Source organism: Streptomyces alboflavus (genome assembly GCF_000716675.1).
Taxonomy (GTDB): Bacteria; Actinomycetota; Actinomycetes; order Streptomycetales; family Streptomycetaceae; genus Streptomyces; species Streptomyces alboflavus.
Map to the genome: position 1 here is coordinate 1 of NZ_JNXT01000099.1, position 19,384 is coordinate 19,384.

Annotated in this window: 22 protein-coding genes; 7 read left to right on the forward strand and 15 right to left on the reverse strand. The window is 70.4% G+C overall.

Features of this window, described 5'->3' with window-relative positions; all coding sequences use genetic code 11:
* Positions 1–249: 249 nt before the first annotated feature.
* The gene (locus tag OO63_RS39335; protein ID WP_030363156.1) at positions 250–1,020 is read left to right on the forward strand and encodes an SURF1 family protein; all 771 of its coding nucleotides are present in this window, start codon (positions 250–252) and stop codon (positions 1,018–1,020) included.
* Positions 1,021–1,086: 66 nt separating this feature from the next.
* Here OO63_RS39335 and OO63_RS47480 read toward each other — a convergent pair whose 3' ends face one another.
* From OO63_RS47480 to OO63_RS39385, 10 genes are all read right to left on the reverse strand, one after another.
* Positions 1,087–2,631, reverse strand: a complete 1,545-nt coding sequence (locus OO63_RS47480; RefSeq protein WP_106983531.1) for a hypothetical protein — start codon at positions 2,629–2,631, stop codon at positions 1,087–1,089.
* Positions 2,628–3,203, reverse strand: coding sequence for a SigE family RNA polymerase sigma factor (locus OO63_RS39345; RefSeq protein WP_016638694.1), 576 nt, complete (start codon positions 3,201–3,203; stop codon positions 2,628–2,630). The genes OO63_RS47480 and OO63_RS39345 overlap by 4 nt, the downstream gene beginning before the upstream one ends.
* 520 nt (positions 3,204–3,723) lie before the next feature.
* On the reverse strand, positions 3,724–4,785 hold the full coding sequence (locus OO63_RS39350) for an aspartate-semialdehyde dehydrogenase (RefSeq protein ID WP_030363158.1): 1,062 nt from the start codon (positions 4,783–4,785) through the stop codon (positions 3,724–3,726).
* Positions 4,782–6,053 carry an aspartate kinase gene (locus OO63_RS39355; RefSeq protein ID WP_030363159.1) on the reverse strand — a complete coding sequence of 424 codons (1,272 nt, stop codon included), beginning with the start codon at positions 6,051–6,053 and terminating at the stop codon, positions 4,782–4,784. The genes OO63_RS39350 and OO63_RS39355 overlap by 4 nt, the downstream gene beginning before the upstream one ends.
* A 236-nt stretch (positions 6,054–6,289) precedes the next feature.
* Positions 6,290–6,868, reverse strand: coding sequence for a Uma2 family endonuclease (locus OO63_RS39360; protein WP_030363160.1), 579 nt, complete (start codon positions 6,866–6,868; stop codon positions 6,290–6,292).
* 50 nt (positions 6,869–6,918) lie between these two features.
* Positions 6,919–7,383, reverse strand: coding sequence for a PIN domain nuclease (locus OO63_RS39365; protein ID WP_051811683.1), 465 nt, complete (start codon positions 7,381–7,383; stop codon positions 6,919–6,921).
* Positions 7,380–7,607 carry a hypothetical protein gene (locus tag OO63_RS39370; RefSeq protein ID WP_030363162.1) on the reverse strand — a complete coding sequence of 76 codons (228 nt, stop codon included), beginning with the start codon at positions 7,605–7,607 and terminating at the stop codon, positions 7,380–7,382. The genes OO63_RS39365 and OO63_RS39370 overlap by 4 nt, the downstream gene beginning before the upstream one ends.
* A gap of 133 nt (positions 7,608–7,740) precedes the next feature.
* Positions 7,741–8,628: a hypothetical protein gene (locus tag OO63_RS39375; RefSeq protein WP_346009354.1), complete on the reverse strand. Its 888-nt coding sequence runs from the start codon at positions 8,626–8,628 to the stop codon at positions 7,741–7,743.
* Between the two features lie 345 nt (positions 8,629–8,973).
* On the reverse strand, positions 8,974–9,222 hold the full coding sequence (locus OO63_RS39380; protein WP_030363164.1) for a DUF397 domain-containing protein: 249 nt from the start codon (positions 9,220–9,222) through the stop codon (positions 8,974–8,976).
* Positions 9,219–10,034: a helix-turn-helix domain-containing protein gene (locus OO63_RS39385; protein ID WP_051811685.1), complete on the reverse strand. Its 816-nt coding sequence runs from the start codon at positions 10,032–10,034 to the stop codon at positions 9,219–9,221. The genes OO63_RS39380 and OO63_RS39385 overlap by 4 nt, the downstream gene beginning before the upstream one ends.
* Positions 10,035–10,112: 78 nt before the next feature.
* Here OO63_RS39385 and OO63_RS39390 point away from each other — a divergent pair, with 78 nt between their 5' ends.
* Positions 10,113–10,523 carry a hypothetical protein gene (locus tag OO63_RS39390; RefSeq protein ID WP_033264911.1) on the forward strand — a complete coding sequence of 137 codons (411 nt, stop codon included), beginning with the start codon at positions 10,113–10,115 and terminating at the stop codon, positions 10,521–10,523.
* Between the two features lie 237 nt (positions 10,524–10,760).
* Positions 10,761–11,816, forward strand: a complete 1,056-nt coding sequence (locus OO63_RS39395) for a hypothetical protein (protein WP_030363167.1) — start codon at positions 10,761–10,763, stop codon at positions 11,814–11,816.
* 113 nt (positions 11,817–11,929) lie between these two features.
* On the opposite strand, the gene OO63_RS39400 is transcribed toward OO63_RS39395, so the two are convergent.
* Positions 11,930–13,033, reverse strand: a complete 1,104-nt coding sequence (locus tag OO63_RS39400; protein WP_030363168.1) for a sensor histidine kinase — start codon at positions 13,031–13,033, stop codon at positions 11,930–11,932.
* A 14-nt stretch (positions 13,034–13,047) separates the two neighbouring features.
* Positions 13,048–13,743: a response regulator transcription factor gene (locus OO63_RS39405; protein WP_030363169.1), complete on the reverse strand. Its 696-nt coding sequence runs from the start codon at positions 13,741–13,743 to the stop codon at positions 13,048–13,050.
* Between the two features lie 87 nt (positions 13,744–13,830).
* On the opposite strand from OO63_RS39405, the gene OO63_RS39410 reads away from it, so the two are divergent.
* From OO63_RS39410 to OO63_RS39420, 3 genes are all read left to right on the forward strand, one after another.
* The gene (locus OO63_RS39410) at positions 13,831–14,493 is read left to right on the forward strand and encodes a M15 family metallopeptidase (RefSeq protein WP_030363170.1); all 663 of its coding nucleotides are present in this window, start codon (positions 13,831–13,833) and stop codon (positions 14,491–14,493) included.
* Positions 14,490–15,599, forward strand: a complete 1,110-nt coding sequence (locus OO63_RS39415; RefSeq protein WP_078619649.1) for an endonuclease/exonuclease/phosphatase family protein — start codon at positions 14,490–14,492, stop codon at positions 15,597–15,599. Before OO63_RS39410 ends, OO63_RS39415 begins: the two co-directional genes overlap by 4 nt.
* Before the next feature lie 116 nt (positions 15,600–15,715).
* The gene (locus OO63_RS39420) at positions 15,716–16,288 is read left to right on the forward strand and encodes a dihydrofolate reductase family protein (RefSeq protein WP_030363172.1); all 573 of its coding nucleotides are present in this window, start codon (positions 15,716–15,718) and stop codon (positions 16,286–16,288) included.
* Between the two features lie 58 nt (positions 16,289–16,346).
* Here the strand turns inward: OO63_RS39420 and OO63_RS39425 are convergent, their stop codons facing one another.
* The 3 genes from OO63_RS39425 to OO63_RS39435 form a co-directional block, all read right to left on the reverse strand.
* Complete coding sequence (locus OO63_RS39425; protein WP_030363173.1) at positions 16,347–17,006, reverse strand: DUF5063 domain-containing protein; 660 nt, start codon at positions 17,004–17,006, stop codon at positions 16,347–16,349.
* On the reverse strand, positions 16,999–17,598 hold the full coding sequence (recR, locus tag OO63_RS39430) for a recombination mediator RecR (RefSeq protein WP_016638709.1): 600 nt from the start codon (positions 17,596–17,598) through the stop codon (positions 16,999–17,001). Before recR ends, OO63_RS39425 begins: the two co-directional genes overlap by 8 nt.
* 176 nt (positions 17,599–17,774) lie before the next feature.
* A complete protein-coding gene (locus OO63_RS39435; protein ID WP_078619650.1) occupies positions 17,775–18,116 on the reverse strand; it encodes a YbaB/EbfC family nucleoid-associated protein in 342 nt (113 codons plus the stop codon).
* 287 nt (positions 18,117–18,403) lie between these two features.
* Here OO63_RS39435 and OO63_RS39440 point away from each other — a divergent pair, with 287 nt between their 5' ends.
* Complete coding sequence (locus tag OO63_RS39440) at positions 18,404–19,147, forward strand: SLATT domain-containing protein (RefSeq protein WP_397622149.1); 744 nt, start codon at positions 18,404–18,406, stop codon at positions 19,145–19,147.
* The last annotated feature ends 237 nt before the right edge of the window (positions 19,148–19,384 follow it).

Below are 19,384 nucleotides of genomic sequence, written 5' to 3' on the forward strand. Positions count from 1 at the left end.
GGGTGGGAGAGAGCCCGTCCGGCGCTTGAGGACGAGCGCGCAGCGCGATACGGGGACGCCCCCGGCAGGGCTGACGGTGCCGGGCTTTCGGGCAAGCCCGGGGCAAGCTCGGGCGGGCGGGTGGGAGAGAGCCCGTCCGGCGCTTGAGGACGAGGCGCGGAGCGCCGAGACGGGGGCGGCCCGTCCCACCCGCACGGGACACCCACCCCGGGCGCAGGCCCGCCGCCAGGCGCCCCGTACCGTGGGGGTGTGTACCGGTTCCTGCTGACGCCCCGCTGGTGGGGCATCAACCTCTTCGTCGCCCTGGCGATCCCCGTATGCCTCTTCATGGGCTCCTGGCAGCTCACCCGCTTCGAGGACCGCGTACAGGACCACAAGGACGCCGAACGGCAGGCGACCACGGACACGGGCGCGGCCCGCCCGCTGGCGTCCCTGCTGCCGGTGGACCGGAAGACCTCGGGCGAGACGGCGACGGCGACCGGCCGGTGGGGCAGGCAACTGCTCGTGCCGGACCGGGAGTTGGACGACAAGAGCGGGTTCTACGTCCTGACGATGCTGCGGACCGACGGCGGCAGGTCACTGCCGGTGGTGCGGGGCTGGCTGCCCGGAACGGCGGACGCGAAGAAGGCCCCGGCACCGCCGAAGGGCGAGGTCACGGTCACCGGCGCACTCCAGGCCTCGGAGAGCCGGAGCTCGAACGGCGTGACCACGGCGGGCGGCCTCCCGTCCGGCCAGGTGGGCATGATCAGCGCGGCGTCGCTGGTGAACATGGTTCCGGACGAGTTGTACGACGCGTGGGTCACGCTCGACCGGGGCACGGGGCCGCTGACGCCGGTGCCCGCGACGGCGCCGGAGGACTCGGGCCTGAGCATGAAGGCCTTCCAGAACCTCGGCTACACCGGCGAGTGGTTCGTCTTCGCGGGCTTCCTGGTGTTCATGTGGTTCCGGCTGTTCCGACGCGACCGGGAACTCGCACGGGACGCCGAGCTGGGCCTCGTACCGGACGCCACGGAGGCGTAACCGACCACCCCCGCGAGCCGAGGCACCGCACGGGGCGCACGGCACGTGTCACCAGCGCCGCGCGCGTCACTGCGCCGCGAGCACCCCGGTCTTGTACACGGTCCCCGCACACGCGTTGGGCACCGTCGCACCCGCGGAGGGCGAGCCCGGCTCGGCCGTCAGGGACACGGCGACCTTGCCGTCCTCCGTGCCCTCGTCCCGGGCCAGCTGCGTCGTCGTGCCGTCCGGAGCGCCGCTCTCGGAGCCGCTGCCGCCACTGCCGCCACCGCTGTCGCTGGGTGTGGGGTTGGGCGAGGGGTCGCCGCCGTCGGACGGACAGGACCCCGAGGGGACGAAGGCGAACCGCACCTCGTACGAAGCGCCGGGCTTCAGGACGAGCGCGCTGGACTCCTGCGCCGGGTCGGGCAGACCGGTCGCGGCGTCGCCCGCAGTGTGGTCGACGACGTTCACGTTCGCGGGGTCGGCCGCGCCCAGGGCCGCGGCGCTGACGCTCCCGGCCGAGTTGACGGTGCAGCTGTTGCCGGAGGTGTTGGAGATCCGGAAGGTGCCGTAGACCGTGCCGTTGGCCTCGGCGGGGGCGACGGAGCCCGTGGCGCCGAGCTGGGCGGCGTCGCAGCTGGGCGAGGACACGGCGTCCGTGTCGTCGTCCGTCGGGTCGGGGCCGCCGGTGGCGCCGCCCTGCTTGCCGTCCTTGCCCTTGCCGTCCTTGCCCTTCCCCTCCTTGCCCTTCTCTTCCTTCTTGTCCTTCTTGTCTTCCTTGTCCTTGACCTTGTCGCCCTTGCCGCGCTCGTCGCGGTCCTCGCCGCCGCCGGTGTCGCCCTGGCTGGGCTGGTTGCTGCCCGCGCCGACGATGGAGGGCCGCGCGTTCGAGTCGCCGCCGGAACCGGCGACGTGCACGAGGGCCGGGATGGCCGTGCCGACGAGGAGTGCCGCCGCCGCCACGCCCACGAGGGCCTGGCGCTTGCGGGCCCGGCGCGCGGGCACCGCGTGCCGCAGCCGCTCCAGGGCGGCGTCCCCGGGCTGGATCTCCTGGACGGCCTGCTGGAGCATGCGCCGCAGCGCGAGTTCGTCGCCGTGCAGGTCGTCGGGGTCGTCGGGGTCGTCACCGAAGGGGTTGCCGCCGAAGGGGCCACCGCCGGAGCCACCGGAACCGCCAGAGCCGGAGCCACCGCCCGGACCCGTCCCGCGCGGACCGCCGCCCGAGCCTCCGACCGTGCCGCCGTCCCGAGCACCGTCCTGGGCGCCGCCGTCCCGCTCACCGCCGCCCCGCGCGTCACCGTCCCGGGCGCTGCCACCCGGGCCACCGCCCCGGGCGGGGCCGTCGCTCGACGTGCCCTCCTGCGGGCCTTCGGCGGAGTCGCTCACGATCAGACCGAGTACGCCGAGTCCGCGGTCGGGGCGGCTCTTGCCGCTCGGCCCGTGTTTCACAGTTCCGTTCCCAGCGTCTTGCCCGCGGGCGCGCTTGGCGTCCCGCTCGTCGTACATGACCCGCTTGTCCAGCGCGCTCGGCTTGTCCGGCCCGCTCGCCCCGTCCAGTCCGCTCGTCTTGTCCAGCACACTCGTCTTGTCCAGCGCGCCGCGCGTGCCCCGCTTGCCCGTCTCGCCCGTCATGCCGGGGCCTCCATGGCGACGCGCAGGGCCGCGATGCCCCGCGAGCCGTACGCCTTGACCGAGCCGAGGGATATCCCGAGGGTCTCGGCGACCTGGGCCTCGGTCATGTCCGCGAAGTACCGCAGGACGAGGACCTCGCGCTGGCGGCGCTGCAGGCCGCGCATGGCCTTGATGAGTTCGTCGCGCTCCAGGAGGTCGTACGCCCCCTCCTCGGCGCTCGCCATGTCCGGCATCGGCTTGGTGAGCAGCTTCAGGCCGAGGATGCGGCGGCGCAGCGCGGACCGGGAGAGGTTGACGACGGTCTGGCGCAGGTACGCCAGGGTCTTCTCGGGGTCGCGCACGCGCTTGCGCGCGGAGTGCACGCGGATGAACGCTTCCTGCACGACGTCCTCGCAGGAGGCGGTGTCGTCCAGGAGCAGCGCCGCGAGGCCGAGCAGCGACCTGTAGTGGGCGCGGTAGGTCTCGGTGAGATGGTCGACGGTGGTGCCCGCGGTCACGCTCAACTCATCGCCCTCGCGCTGAGTCGGGATGCGGGCGGGCCGCGCTGCGGGCATGGGGGCGATCACCGGCATGCCGCCGGGTACGCGCGGGCGCCGGGGCGGTCGCAAGGCCACCGCGCCGCTCGCTGCTGTGAAGTCCAGTACCTCTGCTGCCACGCCTGTTTGACACGCTTCCCCCCATCAGGGTTGTACGCGTCGGGTGTGGTGTTCCGCATCGCCTGCCCGGTGCGGGCCGCAGGCGCCGTGGTCGCGGCGTGCGCCGCGGTTGCGGAAACCGCTCGCGACGATGCATCAAAAGCCCCCATGCGTACCAGCTCTTCCCCTATGCCCCATATTCTTTTTCGCAGCGCTTCAGGCCGCCCACTGGAGGGCGACGGCGAAGACGCGCGCCACGCCGTCGCGGTTGCACGACGCGGAAGCCGCATCTTCGAACGCGGAGACGCCCCAGTTCAAGCGGTCTGGACCATCGGATTGAACACAGAACTTACACAGTTCCTACAGGGCGCTCCGCTCCGGGAGGCCCTTACGGCGGCGGAAGCAGCGCCTCCGCGACCGCGACCCGCACCGCTCAACCGCCGCCGCTGAATTCGCCTCAGCCGCCGCCGGTGAACTCGCCCGCGATCAGCTCCGCGATCTGCGTGGTGTTCAGGGCCGCGCCCTTGCGCAGGTTGTCCCCGCACGCGAAGAACTCCAGCGCCGTCGGGTCGTCGAGGGCGCGGCGCAGCCGTCCGACCCACGTCGGGTCGGTGCCCGTGGCGTCGGCGGGGGTGGGGAACTCACCGGCGGCGGGGTCGTCGAAGAGCACGACGCCCGGCGCGGTCGCCAGGATCTCGCGGGCGCGGGCCACGGTCACCTCGTCCTCGAAGCGTGCGTGCACCGTCACCGAGTGGGTGGTGACGACGGGGACGCGGACGCAGGTGACGGCGACCTTCAGGTCGGGCAGGCCGAGGATCTTGCGGGACTCGTCGCGGACCTTCATCTCCTCCGAGGACCAGCCGTCCTCACGGAGCGCGCCGACCCACGGCACGACGTTCAGCGCGACGGGCTCGGGGAAGGGCCCGGTGTCGTCGCCCACGGTCCGGCGGACGTCCCCGGGGCCGGTGCCGAGCTCCGAGCCCGCGACGAGCTTCAGCTGCCGCCGCAGGGTGTCGATGCCGTCCTTCCCGGCCCCGCTCACCGCCTGGTACGAGGAGACGATCAGCTCGCGCAGGCCGAACTCGGCGTGCAGGGCGCCGAGGGCGACGATCATCGACAGGGTGGTGCAGTTGGGGTTGGCCACGATGCCGCGCGGCCGGAGCCGGGCGGCGTGCGGGTTGACCTCGGGCACGACCAGCGGGACGTCCGGGTCCATCCGGAAGGCGGCGGAGTTGTCGACGACCACGACGCCGCGCGACGCGGCGATGGGCGCCCACTGCTCGGCCACGTCGACGGGGACGTCGAACATGGCGACGTCCACGCCGTCGAAGACGTCCTCGCTCAGCGCGAGGACCTCGACCTCCGCACCGCGCACGGCCAGCTTGCGGCCGGCCGAGCGCGGTGAGGCGACGAGTCGGATCTCGCCCCAGATGTCGGCGTGCTGCGACAGGATCTGGAGCATCACCGTGCCGACGGCCCCGGTCGCTCCGACGACCGCGAGCGTCGGCTTGCGGTTCATCGCCCGGTGCCTCCATAGACCACGGCCTCGTCGGAGTCCGAGTCGAGGCCGAAGGCGGTGTGCACGGCGCGCACGGCCTCGTTCACGTCGTCGGCGCGGGTGACCACGGAGATGCGGATCTCGGACGTCGAGATCAGCTCGATGTTCACGCCCGCGTCGCTGAGCGCCTCGAAGAAGGTCGCCGTGACGCCCGGGTTGGTCTTCATGCCCGCGCCGACGAGGGAGATCTTGGCGATCTGGTCGTCGTAGCGCAGGGAGTCGAAGCCGACCTGGGCGCGGGTCTTCTCCAGCGCGTCGATGGCCTTGCGGCCCTCGGTCTTCGGCAGCGTGAAGGAGATGTCGGTCAGGCCCGTCGCGGCGGCCGACACGTTCTGTACGACCATGTCGATGTTGACCTCGGCGTCGGCGATCGCCCGGAAGATCGACGCGGCCTCGCCGGGCTTGTCCGGGACGCCCACGACCGTGATCTTGGCCTCGGACGTGTCGTGCGCGACACCGGAGATGATGGCCTGCTCCACCTTGCGGTCCCCTTGCAGTTCGTTGCTGACCCACGTGCCCTGCAGTCCCGAGAAGGACGAGCGGACGTGGATCGGGATGTTGTAACGGCGGGCGTACTCCACGCAGCGGTGGAGCAGCACCTTGGACCCGGAGCTGGCGAGCTCCAGCATGTCCTCGAACGAGATCCACTCGATCTTGCGCGCCTTCTTCACGACGCGCGGGTCGGCGGTGAACACACCGTCGACGTCCGTGTAGATCTCGCAGACCTCCGCGTCGAGCGCGGCGGCGAGGGCGACAGCGGTGGTGTCGGAACCGCCGCGGCCCAGCGTGGTGATGTTCTTGCCCTCCTGGCTGACGCCCTGGAACCCGGCGACGATGGCGATGTTGCCCTCGTCGATCGAGGTCCGGATGCGGCCGGGCGTGACATCGATGATGCGCGCTTTGTTGTGCACCGAGTCGGTGATGACACCGGCCTGGCTGCCGGTGAACGACTGGGCGGCGTGGCCCAGGTTTTTGATCGCCATGGCAAGGAGTGCCATGGAGATCCGCTCTCCGGCGGTCAGCAGCATGTCGAATTCGCGCCCGGCAGGAATCGGCGATACCTGTCCGGCGAGATCGATCAACTCATCCGTCGTGTCACCCATCGCCGACACCACGACAACGACCTGGTGGCCGTTCTTCTTGGCGTCGACGATCCTCTTGGCGACCCGCTTGATGCCCTCGGCATCGGCTACGGAGGAGCCTCCGTACTTCTGCACGACAAGGCCCACGTGCGCTCCTCGCTCAGTCCGTCTCGTTCCGCATCACTGCGGTCGGCTCAGTCTAACGAGCGGCCGAAATCCGCCCCGCGAGTATCAGATCGTGAGATATCCCGCTCACGCCTTGATCATCACGGTGGCCCTTTGTCCTCCGACCGCTCCGGGGACTCCTCTGCCCGCTGCGGACCGGAGCACTCCGGAAAGTGGGGTGGCTCACAGCCGCCCGGCCGATCCGGGCCTGGTCCCGCCTAGTCCACGTAGTCCTTGAGTTTCCCGGTGTCCAGGGTGATGCCCACGGGCTCCGGCAGTTCGACGGTGTCGCCGAAGGGCCGCTTGATGAGGCTGCGGTACTTTCCGTCCTCCGGGTCGGCGTGCACCTCGATCGAGGCGGCGTCACGGTCGACGAGGAGATACACGGGGATGCCGGAGGCGGCATAGGCGGCGGGCTTCTCGACGTGGTCGCGCCGGTCGGAGTCACGGTCGTAGGAAGTGACCTCCACGGCCATCAGCACGCCTGCGGGATCGGCCCATTGGCCCTGCCCCACAAAGTTCTCATCGGGCGCGAGCACACCGTCCGGGATGGCCATCCCCTGCCGGTACCCCTTGACCTTGAGCCCCTGCTCCGGAAACAGGGACAGCTCGGGGCGCCGCTGCATGCAGTGCTTGATCAGCCACATGACGATCTGGCCGTGAGAACCGTCCGGCACCGGCTTGACCTGGACCTTTCCATTGATGAACTCCAGCCGCACGGTCTGGGGCGCGCAGCGGGCCAGCTCTTCGAATTCCTCGATGGACATCTGGGGCCGGTCCGTGGTCCTGGGGGTCATGGTCTCGCCTCCTTCAGTCCATGGTGCCTGGACCGGCACGTCTTGCACACTCATCCGCGCCCCCTCGGCGCCAGCCCGGCCCCACGGCGGACCTCGTCGGCGTCCGCCGCGCCCCGGTCGACCACCCACCTGCTGCTGTGTCCGCTCAAGGCGGCGATCTGGTCGTAGTCCTCGTCGTAGTGCAGGACGGTGACGCGGTGCCGCTGCGCGGTGGCCGCGATGACCAGGTCGGGCAGGGAGAGGGCGCGGTGGTTGCCCTTCTTGATGGCCTTGTCCTGGGTGGCGATGGCCGCGTCCCAGACGTCGTCGGGGCAGTGGTGGTGGTCGAAGCCGTCCAGCCACTGCCTCAGCCGCTCGGCGTCCTCGGCGTCCCGCGCCGAATACATCATCTCGATGCGTACGGCGCCACTGACACCCAACAGGCCTCGCTGGTGGAGGGGTTCGAGGACCTCCGCCACCGCGGGCTGCGGCCAGCGCGCGAGGGCGGACTTGTCGATGAGATGCCGCTCGCTCACGCCGCCGACGTCCCTTCACCGTGTCCGCCGCGCTCGTCGCGCACGTCGTACTGAAGGTCGATCCGCCCCGTCCTGACGGCTTCGATGAAGTCCTGGCGACGCATGTACTTCGCCAGCCGCATGGCGGCTTCCTTCACCGCCTCCTCGTCCGACTCCACGCCGAACGCCCGGCGCAGGTCCGCGAGAAATCCCTCGTCCATCTCGATGGTGACGTTGCGGGCCATGTCAGGCCCCCCTTCGGCGCGAGGACTGGCTGCACTCATGGGACTACCTCCAAAGATAGGCGTGCTTGCTGTTGGCTTCAGGCGCGCGCTGCGCGCCCCTCCCCGGGTGGGGAAATCTGTGAGGTCAGTGGGGTCACCTGGGCCGCTTCCGCGTCGGCAGCCCCGCCGCCCGTCGCGCCTCGTCGGCGCGTGCCTCGACGTCCACCGGCGGCTCCACCGGGCGGAGGCCGGGCAGGAACGTCGTCGGGACCACCCCGGGCGGCGGTCCCGCCTCGTCGAGCCCGCACTCCGCGCGGCACTCGGCGCACAGCCCGTTGATCAGGGGTACGGCTGTCTCCGGCTCCTCGCAGAGGCCGCAGACGAACACGGCCCGTGTGACGCGGGCCTTGGGCCGGGTCTTGGCCGGGGGCTTCGGGGGCATCTTGCTCTCCAGTCGTTTGCGGGCGAGTCCGCCCGGGTTGGTGACGGGGGACGGCAGTCCGGCCGTCAAGGCATGGGTCAGTTCGGCGGGGGTCGCCCCGCGCGCCAGCCACTCGGCCGCGAGGGGTTCCAGCGCCTCGCACTCGGCCTCGGAAAGGGCCATCCGACGGTCCGCCACGCGGAGTTCAGCCAGCGTGCGGTGCGCTGCGCTGGGCTCTTCGGGGGCCTCGGTGGCTTCCGCCGGGTCCGGCTCGGCGTCGGCCGCCTCCGGTTCCGGCTCGTCGGCCCTGGCCAGGCCCGGCTGGTGGTCGTGCGTGACGTCGCGCCCGTGCCGCGCCTGTACGAATCCCGCCCACCACTCCTCTGACCTGCGCAGACGCGACCAGTACGTCCTGGTCACCCAGCGCATCGTGTGGTCCTCGACGGTGAGGTGTTCCTTCACCCAGCGCAGGTGGCCCGCGTCCGTCAGGCGACTCATCGCCGTACGGACGGCCTGCTGGCCGTAGCGGGGGTGTTCGGCGGCGATGACCTTGTGACCCATCGCCGCGCCAACGGCGAGGTGGTCGATGAAGGTCGCGATCTCCGCTTCACGTGCGCCCAAGTGTGCGAAGTCGGCTTCGCTGTGCGGTGATTCGTCACCCGCAGGGCGTTTGCCGTAACCCGTTTTGGCCATCGGGTGTGACGGGGACGGCAGGGCGGGATTAAGCTGGCTGTAAGCCACGGTCGACTGCTTTCGATCCGTAGGACTAGGCCTCGGTACCGGTGTTGGCGCACCGGCCGGGGCCGTTTCTTTGTCGCGAACCTAGGGCGACTTTACGTTCTGATGCAAGCTGACCACGGAACGTCACTCTTGAGGGTGATGCGCCGTTCAACTCCCGTAGGCGGTTGGTTGGTTGGGTCTGAATTCAACCAACCAAACCCAGGGGAAGAGCTCGGGTCCCGGGGCTCAAGCTCCGGGCCGACCTGCGGAGATGAAGGCCTTCCAGGCGGGTGCGGAGACGTTGAGGTGGGGGCCTGCGGCCCGCTTGGAGTCGCGTATGTGGACGGCGTCGGGCCCGCCGAGGGCGACTTCGACGCAGTTGGCGCCTTCGTCGTCGCTGTACGTGGACTTCCGCCAGTCCAAGGCCACCTCGACACAGTTGGAGCCTTCGCCGTCGCTGTAACTGGACTTGAACCACGTCAGTTCGTCGCTCACAGGTCGCTCGCCATCTGCTCGATGAGGTCGGCCGACTCGACCGGACCGAGGGCCACCGTCCGGATCATGCTAAGCCGCTCCGTGTGCTTGCAGACCACCCGCGAGTCCGCGGTGAATTGGCTGACCGCCTGGCCGTCAGACAGCGCGAACCGCTCGTGGTCACGCGTCTCCAGCAGCACCATTGGGCCAGCGAGCGCGACCGGGATCGCCCTGCTGTACGGCAGCACCTGAAGCGTGATGTTGTTCCGCTGCGCGAGCTCCTGAAGGTGAACCAACTGCTCTTTGTCCACCAGCGGGCTGTGCAACACCGCCTCGTACAGCACGAAGCTGAACCCGACGAGCGGCTTGCGGGTCAGGAGCTGCTGTCGCTCCATGCGCGCCGCGACTCGCTCTTCGACCGCGTCCTCGTCCAACGGCGGCAGCGAGTCGCCCATCAGCCGCCTCGCGTAGGCCTCGGTCTGCAAGAGCCCTGGGATCAGGGCGAGTTCGTAGGACCAGAGCGTGAGCGCATCCCGCTCGTACTGCATGAAGTCCTGAGCCCTCGCCGGAAACGGCTCCCTCCTCACGTAATCCTTAGCCGCACTCAGCAACCCTTCCGCGTGGCACAGCTCGTCCGCGACGTCCAGGACGCGGGCCGTCGGCATCCGCACACCCTGCTCCATCGCCTTGATCGTGTCCGGCGAATAGTTGGACGCCGCGCCCAGCTCCTCGCGGGTGACGTTGGCCTTGGTGCGCCAGCGTTTCAGCTGGTTGCCGCCGTACCTCCACGTACCGGGAGACCCTGGAGACGAGGAGTTGTACTGGACCGGCACAGCGGCCACCTCCCACAGCTACACGTGCGCGTGTCACCCCGCGGTCACTACCGAGCGTAGCCCGTCCACCAGCACCGTGTGACCATGAACAACGCGTTTCACTGGCCCGACTGGGTCCCCCTGGCGGGCCACCAACTCCGGGTGTCCGGAGTGCACTTCGACGCGCTGCGCGTCCCCGGCGTACGCGGGGAGCTGGTGGCGGCGCGCCTGATCGAGGAGGCGGACGGGGACGCGGGCCCCGTGATCTGCGAGGCCGTCGGCTTCCGGTGGATGTACTTCCTGGTGGCGCCCGGCACGGCGCGGGGGCACACCTGGCCGCTCGGGGTGCAGCGCTTCGGCGGGGCGGGCTGCCGCACGGTGACGTACATCGGCGTACCGGCCCTGGACGGCAACACCTGGCCGCTGCGCTGGTACAGCGAGCCGACGCCGACGGCGCCGTTCGTGGACCCGGCGGGGCTGCGGGCGGCGCTGGGAGGCGGGGCCGCCTAGTAGTGCGATGGGTGTGGTGGCGGGCAGGTTGGAGATCCAGTAGCCCGATCATGTGGCTGGTCTGCGCCTGAGTCTGTGATGTGGGCATGAAGTGGGGACTTGGGGACCGCAGCGACAGGCGCGCCGACCCTGCGTCGCGGATTCTGGACGGCGTGGCGCTCGTCCACAGAATCGGTTCCGCTGGTTTTGGAGTGTCTAGCGTGAGGTTGTCGGCTACCCCCACTGAAGGGCATCAGCATGACCACCACCTCCCCTCGTACCCAGTACGGACCTCCCCTGCATCCCGGGGAGTCCTTCCGCGTCGATCCCAACGGGCCGCAGGCACACACCGACCCCGTGGCCGTAGCCGTCCAGCACCTCGTGCCGTTCCTCGGGCTGCGGGCCGTGCTGCCGGTACCGGACAGCCGGACGCGACAGTGGGTGTTCCGCTACGAGTCGTACCTGAAGGAAGGGAAGGAGCAGGGGGAAGGCGAGCTGCTCGTCAAGGATCCCGACTACTTCCTGATCGAGGTCGATCCCGGGCTGGACGGGGAGAGCAGGATCGTCCGCGACGCTCGGCCGCTCAGCGAGTGGGGTTCCCTGGCGGGCATCGGCCAGCTCCTGGCGTTCCTGCCGATCCCCGGTATGCAGAACAAGGACGGCGCCAGCCACTACTGGGCCTTCCACGTCAAGGACGGCCGGCTCCTGTACCGGAACATCGAGATCAAGCACACGTCGGGATACCCCGACTCGATCAAGCGGGACGACCGGCCCGTCGCCGGCGAGTGGATGTCACTGGGCGGCATCGGCCTGATCACCTCGTTCATGTCCGTCCCCGAAGCGGAGAAGACCGGCGGCGTGCACCAGTTCCGGGTCTTCTCCTTCGACCCCGACTGGAAACTGATGGTCCGCACCATCGGGATCAAGGAAGGGGGCGGTCACGACGACAGCCTGATCGCACCCGACACCCAGGTCACCGGGACGTCGTTGCCGGCCCTGGACGGGATCACGCAGCTTGCCGCCATCGTTCCGGTCGTGCCCAAGCCCACCGACCCGGCCGACCTCTTCCGGTTCAATGTTCTCCACTTCAAGCCCCAGTGGGAGCTGAACCTACGGGCCATCGAGGTCAAGAAGGGCGGCCCCGCCTACACCGTGGAACGTCTCGATTCCCTCGTCGGGCAGGTGTACGCGCAGGTGAGCGCATTCATGTCGGATCTCCATCGGAAGCTCAAGCAGTGGTTCCAAGCGGTGGTGAGCTGGGCCAAGGGTGTTTGGAACGAGATCACGCAGTACTTCTCGGCCTCCTCCCGCTAGGTTCCGTCTGACGGGTCATGCACGTAGCCACAGGCGAATGGCGGCAACGGTCACGGTGCCGTGAAAGACATAAGCCCGCTTGTCGAACCGTGTCGCAACCGCCCGGTTGATCTTCAACTTCCCGATCTAGGCCCGGGGCCAGCACCCCTCGGCAGCTCCACGGTGACGCGGAGCCCGCCCTCGGGGCGCGGGGTGAGGGTGAGGGTGCCGTCGTGCGCGTTCGTGATCGTCTTGACGATGGCGAGGCCCAGGCCGAGGCCCGCGTGGTCGGTGTGGAGGCGTTCGGCGCCGCGCTGGAACGGCTCGGTGAGCGTCGCCGCCAGCTCCGGGGAGACGAGGTCGCCGGTGTTCTCGACGGTGAGCGTCACCGTCCTGGGGCCGAGGCCCGTGGTGACCCACACGGTGCCGTGCGCGGGCAGGTTGTGGACGATCGCGTTGTGCACGAGGTTCGTGGCCAGTTGGAGCAGGAGGGCCTGCGAGCCGGTCGTGGGGGTGATGTCGCCGGAGGTTTCGAGGGTGACGCCGCGCTTCTCCGCGAGGGGGAGGAGGGTTTCGGTGGCCTCTTCCGCCATCAGGGACAGGTCGACGTGTTCCGGGGTGAAGGACCGCTGGTCGGCGCGGCTGAGCAGGAGCAGGGCCTCGGTGAGGTCGATGGCGCGGGTGTTGACGGTGTGGAGGCGGTCGATGACTTCCTTCGTGTCATGGTCCGGGTCGGTGCGGGCCACGTCGAGCAGCGTCTTGGAGACCGCCAGCGGGGTGCGCAGCTCGTGCGAGGCGTTGGCCGCGAACCTCCGCTGCTCGGCGACGTGCGCTTCGAGCCGTTCCAGCATCGTGTCGAAGGCGTCGGCGAGTTCACGGAACTCGTCCTGGCGGCCCGGGAGGCGGATCCGGTGGGAGAGCGATCCGGTCGCGGCCATGCGGGTGGCGTCCGTGATGCGGGTCAGCGGGGCGAGCATGCGACCGGCGAGGAACCATCCGCCCACGAGGCCGAAGACCAGCAGGAACACCATGACCGCGACTGCCGTCGGCCCGAAACCGCGCACCATGTCGGTGCCCGGAGTCTGTGTCCACGCCCCCTCTTCATTGGTCCGCAACCATCCCTGGCTCACCAGGAAGAACCCCGCGGCGCCGATGAGCAGCACCCCCGCGAGCATGAGGAATCCGGTGTAGCTGAGGGTCAGCTTGAGGCGGACGCTCAGACCGGACCGCCTAGCCACGGTCACCACTCCCGCTATCCACGGTCACCGCTCCCGCGCCCGGTACCGGGCGGCGTGTCGATGCGGTAGCCGACGCCCGGCACGGTGGCGATGAGCCAGGGTTCGCCGAGGCGTTTGCGCAGGGCGGAGACCGTGATGCGGACGGCGTTGGTGAACGGGTCGGCGTTCTCGTCCCACGCGCGCTCCAGAAGCTCCTCGGCGCTCACGACACCGCCCTCGGCCGCGACGAGGACTTCGAGGACCGCGAACTGCTTGCGGGTGAGCGCTACGTAGCGGTCGTCGCGGTAGACCTCGCGGCGGAACGGGTCCAGGCGCAGGCCCGCGATCTCCCGCACGGGGGGCCTGCTGTGGGCGCGCCTGCGGTCAAGTGCCCTGAGGCGAAGCGCGAGTTCACGGAGCTCGAACGGCTTCGTGAGGTAGTCGTCGGCGCCGAGTTCGAACCCGGACGCCTTGTCGTCGAGGCGGTCGGCGGCGGTGAGCATGAGGATCGGCATGCCGCTGCCGGAGGCGACGATGCGCTTGGCGATCTCGTCGCCCGAAGGACCGGGCACGTCACGGTCGAGCACGGCGATGTCGTACGTATTGATGCTCAGCAGTTCCAGCGCGGTGTCGCCGTCGCCCGCGATGTCCGCCGCGATGGCCTCCAGGCGCAGGCCGTCGCGGATGGCCTCCGCCAGATAGGGCTCGTCCTCGACGATCAGCACACGCATGTCATAGACGCTACAAGCGACCGCATATCGTCGGCATATCGAAAACCGCATACCCGCCCGCAACACCGCGCTTCCTTCACTGGCGGTATGACGCGAACTCCCTCACCGGCCCGGACCGTGCCCCGCCGGACGCGCTGGCTCCTCGCCGTCGGCCTGTTGGTGGCCACGGCCCTCACCATCGCGGTCATCGACCGACAGTCACAGGGGTCCTCACCCCCGTCCTCCCTGTTACCCCCGGCCTCGTCCACCGGCCCTGGCCCGGACCACGCCCCGCACGGCGACCGCCGCGGCCCGGTCGACGAGGCCGACGGTGTCGTCCCCGACGACGTGACGGTCTACGACGACGGGATACCGGCCGTGGCCAAGCTCGACGAGAGCCTGCGCGACGCCCTCCGCGAGGCGGCGGACGACGCCGGGGACGACGACGTCGACTTCTACGTCAACAGTGGCTGGCGCTCCCCGGACTACCAGAACCGGCTCCTGCGCGAGGCCGTCGCCAAGCACGGCTCGAAGGACGAGGCCGCCCGCTGGGTGGCCACCCCGGCGACGTCCCCGCACGTGGCGGGCGACGCGGTCGACATCGGGGACTCCGACGCCCAGGAGTGGCTGTCCGAGCACGGCGCCGCGTACGGGCTCTGCCAGATCTACCGCAACGAACCGTGGCACTACGAACTGCGCGACCACGCGAGCGACCGCGGTTGCCCGCGCATGTACGCCGACCCCACCGAGGACCCAAGGACACGGCAGTGACCAGCACCATCACCAACGCACCCACAGACGCACCTACAGACGCACCCACAGGTACGGGCACAGGTACCGACCCCGGCCCCGGCACCCCGCCCTGGCGCTCCGCCCTCCGCCAGGCCAAGCACGCCTGCACCCGCCCCGGCCCCTGGAAACGCGGCCCGCTCCTCACCGCACTCGCCCTCCTCCTCGGCCTCTTCCTGCTCCTGCACGGGTGGATCCCGAACCGGGTCGGGAACCTCGGCAGCCTCGTGGAGACCTTCCTGCCGTGGTTCGGCCTGTTCGTCCCCGTGCTGCTCGCCGGGGCGCTCTGGCGCCGCTCCGCCGCCGCGCTGTGCGCGCTGCTCCTTCCGCTCACGGTGTGGCTGCACCTCTTCGGCGGGCTGCTCGTCGACAAGTCCCACGGCGGCGGCGACCTGACCGTGGTCAGCCACAACGTCGGCGCGGAGAACCCCGACCCGGCGGGCACCGCCCGCGACCTGGTCGCCTCCGGCGCGGAGGTGCTGGCCCTCGAGGAGATCAGCGCGCAGGCGAAGCCGCTGTACGAGAAGGCGCTGGCGAAGGCGTATCCGCACCACACGGTGCAGGGCACGGTCGGGCTGTGGAGCAAGCTGCCGCTGTCGGACGCCCGGCCGGTCGACACCGAGCAGGACGTGGGGCCCCTGGGGGACGCCAAACCGGCCGACGCCGTGTTGGCGGACACCCGGGCGCTACGCGCCACGGTGGCCACGGACCAGGGCCCGCTGGCGGTCTACGTGGCCCACCTGGGGTCCGTGCGGGTGGTGCCCGGGGAAGGCTTCGCGACCGGGCACCGGGACCGGGGCGCGCGGGCCCTCGCCAAGTCCGTCGCCGCCGAGCGCAACGAGCGGGTGGTGCTGCTCGGCGACATGAACGGCACCTTGGACGACCGCGCCCTCGCGGGCCTCACCTCGCGCATGGACTCGGCCCAGGAGAAGGCCGGGGACGGCTTCGGCTTCACCTGGCCGGCGAAGTTCCCGGTCGCCCGCATCGACCAGATCCTGGTGCGTGGCGTACAGCCGCAGGCCGCCTGGACGCTCCCGGCCACCGGCAGCGACCATCTGCCGGTGGCCGCCGCGATCGACTACCGATGAGTTTTCCCCTGGCGCGCGGTCTGAATAGTCAGAGATCATGACGGGCACCGGACGCCGAGTCCGGAGCCCTCCGAGAACGTCCGGCGCCCTCCGGACCGAGCCACCGAGGACCTTCGATGCGCACTCTGATCAGCACCGCCTTCATCTCGCTCGACGGCGTCGTCGAGGCCCCGGGCGGCGAGCCCGGCTACCGGAACACCGGCTGGACCTTCAAGGACGTCGAGTTCCTGCCCGAGGCGTACGAGATCAAGGAACGGGAACAGCGGGAGTCCGCCGCGCTGCTGCTCGGCCGGACCAGCTACGAGGCGTTCAGCCCCGTGTGGCCCGGCATGGCGGAGTTCGCGGACTACAAGGTGATGCCGAAGTACGTCGTCTCCACCACCCTCACCGAGGGCGACCTGGTGACGGACTGGGGCGAGACCACGATCCTGCGCTCCCTCGACGACGTCGCCGCCCTGAAGGAGACCGAGGGCGGCCCGATCATCGTCCACGGCAGCGCCACCCTGAACCACTCGCTGTCGGACGCGGGCCTCATCGACCGCTACCACCTGCTCGTCTTCCCGCTGCTCCTCGGCGCGGGCAAGCGGCTCTTCAGCAGCACGGACAAGGACACCCAGAAGCTGAAGCTGGTCGAGTACGAGGCGTACGCCAACGGGCTGCAGAAGAACGTCTTCGACGTCGTCCGCTAGCACCCGTCCGCCGGGTCGGCGCGTGCCGACCCGCACCCGTCCCCGCCTCGGACAGGCCCTAGGTCGCCGGGCGCAGCCCCAGCGGGCCCGCGATCTCCTCGGCCATGACCTTGCCCGCCTCCTCGGCGAGGGCGTCCTCCATCAGGTCCTCGTCGGTGTCCAGGCCGTCGAGGTCGTCCAGGGGCTGGTTGAGCCGGACGTGGGCGACCAGGGACTGCAGGGCGCGCAGGCACGCGGACGCGGTGGAGCCCCAGTTGGAGAAGTACGAGAACTGCCACCACCACAGGGCCTCCGTGGTGCGGCCCTCGCGGTAGTGCGCGAGGCCGTGGCGCAGGTCCGTGAGGACGTCGGCGAGGTCGTCGGAGATCCGGCAGGCCACGGGAGCCTTGCGGGGCTCGTAGGGGTCGAAGACCTCGGAGTAGACGTCGATGGGGTCGAGCAGCCGGGCCAGGCTCTCGCGGAGGTCGTCGACGTCCGCCTCCGGGCCGAGGTCCGGTTCGTACCGCTCGTCGGGGACGATGTCCTCGTGCGCGCCGAGGCGGCCGCCCGCGAGCAGCAGCTGGGAGACCTCAAGGAGCAGGAAGGGGACGGCCGAGTCCGGCTCGTCGCCCTTGGCGATCTCCGTGACCGCGACGATGAAGCTCTCGATCTGGTCCGAGATCTGGACGGCGAAGTCGTCCGGGTCCTGGGTGATCGCGTGCAGCGTGGCGTCAGACATCTAGGAGTCGTCTCCCCTCGAAGGCGCGGCCCAGGGTGACCTCGTCCGCGTATTCCAGATCTCCCCCGACCGGGAGTCCGCTGGCCAGTCGGGTCACTTTCAGGCCCATGGGCTTGATCATGCGCGCGAGGTACGTCGCCGTGGCCTCGCCCTCCAGGTTCGGGTCCGTGGCCAGGATCAGCTCGGTGACCGTGCCGTCGGCGAGGCGCGCGAGGAGTTCCCTTATCCGCAGGTCGTCCGGGCCCACGCCCTCGATCGGGCTGATCGCGCCGCCGAGGACGTGGTAGCGACCACGGAACTCACGGGTCCGCTCGATCGCCACGACGTCCTTCGGCTCCTCCACGACACAGATCACGGAGGGGTCGCGGCGCGGGTCGCGGCAGATGTTGCACAGCTCTTCCTGCGCGACGTTCCCGCAGGTCGCGCAGAAGCGGACCTTGTCCTTGACCTCAAGGAGGGCGTGCGCGAGCCGGCGGACGTCCGTGGGCTCGGCCTGGAGGATGTGGAAGGCGATCCGCTGCGCGCTCTTGGGACCGACGCCGGGCAGCCTGCCCAGTTCGTCGATGAGGTCCTGGACCACGCCTTCGTACACGGATTGCCTTCCTGTCTCCGGCCGCCGGGCCTCGGCCTGCCGGATCTTCGGTTGTTCAGTCTTCGGGGCTCAGGGAGCTTTTGTACGTACCGTAGTTGGCCGTCGGCCGACATAGAAGGGAAGCGGAGGCCACAACGGCGGCCCGGCCGCGACCCCGCCACACGGCGGGCGCGACCCTAGAACGGCAGGCCGGGGATGCCGCCGCCACCGAGCCCCTGCGCGAGCGGGCCCAGCTTCTGCTGCTGCAGCGCCTGAGCGTTCTCGTTCGCCGCCTGCACCGCCGCGACCACCAGGTCCGCGAGGGTCTCCGTGTCTTCCGGGTCCACCGCCTTCGGGTCGATCACGAGGCCGCGCAGCTCGCCCGAGCCGTTGACCGTCGCCTTGACGAGGCCGCCGCCCGCCTGGCCCTCGACCTCGGTCCTGGCGAGCTCCTCCTGCGCCTTGGCGAGGTCCTGCTGCATCTTCTGGGCCTGCTGGAGCAGCTGCTGCATGTTGGGCTGGCCACCACCGGGGATCACGATCAGCTCCTGGTTCCTCTGGTCCGTATGGCGGGATTTTCCCGTCTGGCACGAGCCTACGTGGTCACTGCCGCACGCGCCCCAGCACTCCGGCCGCCACTCTTTCGGGTGAGATTGCCCCAGCTCCTATACCTGATCAAGCGACCCTTCCAGGCGGAAAAGCCGCGAAAACTGCCGCATAGCCACCCATTGGGCGGTAGGACTGGTTGCCGCGCAGCGGCACCAGCCAATTACGTTGCGCCACTATGCGGAAGCCGAGGGAGTGCCGGGTGAGCCACCAGCCGGAGATGCAGCCTGAGGGGGTGCCCCACGACGGGGACGGGGCCGGTGCGGGGACGCCCGGGGCGGCGCCCGGCGACCTGGTGGGGCGATCGTTTCCGCAGGGCGACTGGGGAGAGCCCGCCGAGCGCCTCGACGAGCTGTACCGGTGGGTGGAGCGCGGGGCCCTCGACACCGCCGCGTGGTATCTGCGCGACCGCACGCGCAAGCGGCTCGGGGCGCGGCTGCTGCGGGGCGGGGCCGCGCTCGGCGCCGCCGGGGCGGGGGTGCTGCCGCTGCTCGATCTCGCCGGGGGCGTGGGCGGGGTCGCCACCTGGGGATTCGTTTCGCTGCTCGCCGGGGTGGCATGTGTGGGGTGCGACCGGTTCTTCGGGCTCACCTCCGGGTGGATAAGGGATGTCGCCACCGCGCAGGCCGTGCAGCGGCGGTTGCAGGTGCTGCAGTTCGACTGGGCCTCGGAGAGTGTGCGGGAGGTGCTCGGGCCCACGGAGGGGACCGCCAGTGAGGCGGCCGAGCGGTGTCTTGGGGTGTTGCGGCGGTTCACGGAGGACGTGACGGAGCTTGTTCGGGCCGAGACGGCCGACTGGATGGTGGAGTTTCGGGGTGGGCCTGCGCCGCTGGTCATGCAGGGGGCTGTTCCTGGCGGGGGCGCCGGGGTGGCTCGGGAGGGCGGCGGTGGGCCCGGGCGGTTTCCGTTGCCGCCCGGGGCCCGGCCGAACATGCCTCGGCAGCGGCCGCCGGAGCCGCGGTAGCGGCCCTGCCGGGGGGCTCCCCAATCCCGCCCCTTCCCGAAACTGGGGGCTCCGCCCCCAGACCCCCGTAATCGGCGCTTCGCGCCTCGTCCTCAAACGCCGGACGGGCTAAGAGTTGCTCAGCTGTAGATGATCATCGAGCCCTGCGCCAAGCTCCTCGTCGTCGCCGCGTGCAAACCCAGCCAGACATGGCGTTCGCGGGCGAAGGGGCTCGGGTCGTGCGGGGGTGGGGTGGCG

Excerpts from the sequence above, each read along its gene's own strand:
- OO63_RS47480 (WP_106983531.1), bottom strand. The coding sequence starts at position 2,631 with ATGACGGGCGAGACGGGCAAGCGGGGCACGCGCGGCGCGCTGGACAAG.
- OO63_RS39345 (WP_016638694.1), bottom strand. The coding sequence starts at position 3,203 with ATGCCGGTGATCGCCCCCATGCCCGCAGCGCGGCCCGCCCGCATCCCG.
- OO63_RS39350 (WP_030363158.1), bottom strand. The coding sequence starts at position 4,785 with ATGAACCGCAAGCCGACGCTCGCGGTCGTCGGAGCGACCGGGGCCGTC.
- OO63_RS39360 (WP_030363160.1), bottom strand. The coding sequence starts at position 6,868 with ATGACCCCCAGGACCACGGACCGGCCCCAGATGTCCATCGAGGAATTC.
- OO63_RS39370 (WP_030363162.1), bottom strand. The coding sequence starts at position 7,607 with ATGGCCCGCAACGTCACCATCGAGATGGACGAGGGATTTCTCGCGGAC.
- OO63_RS39395 (WP_030363167.1), top strand. The coding sequence starts at position 10,761 with ATGACCACCACCTCCCCTCGTACCCAGTACGGACCTCCCCTGCATCCC.
- OO63_RS39405 (WP_030363169.1), bottom strand. The coding sequence starts at position 13,743 with ATGCGTGTGCTGATCGTCGAGGACGAGCCCTATCTGGCGGAGGCCATC.
- OO63_RS39410 (WP_030363170.1), top strand. The coding sequence starts at position 13,831 with ATGACGCGAACTCCCTCACCGGCCCGGACCGTGCCCCGCCGGACGCGC.
- OO63_RS39420 (WP_030363172.1), top strand. The coding sequence starts at position 15,716 with ATGCGCACTCTGATCAGCACCGCCTTCATCTCGCTCGACGGCGTCGTC.
- OO63_RS39425 (WP_030363173.1), bottom strand. The coding sequence starts at position 17,006 with ATGTCTGACGCCACGCTGCACGCGATCACCCAGGACCCGGACGACTTC.
- OO63_RS39440 (WP_397622149.1), top strand. The coding sequence starts at position 18,404 with ATGCAGCCTGAGGGGGTGCCCCACGACGGGGACGGGGCCGGTGCGGGG.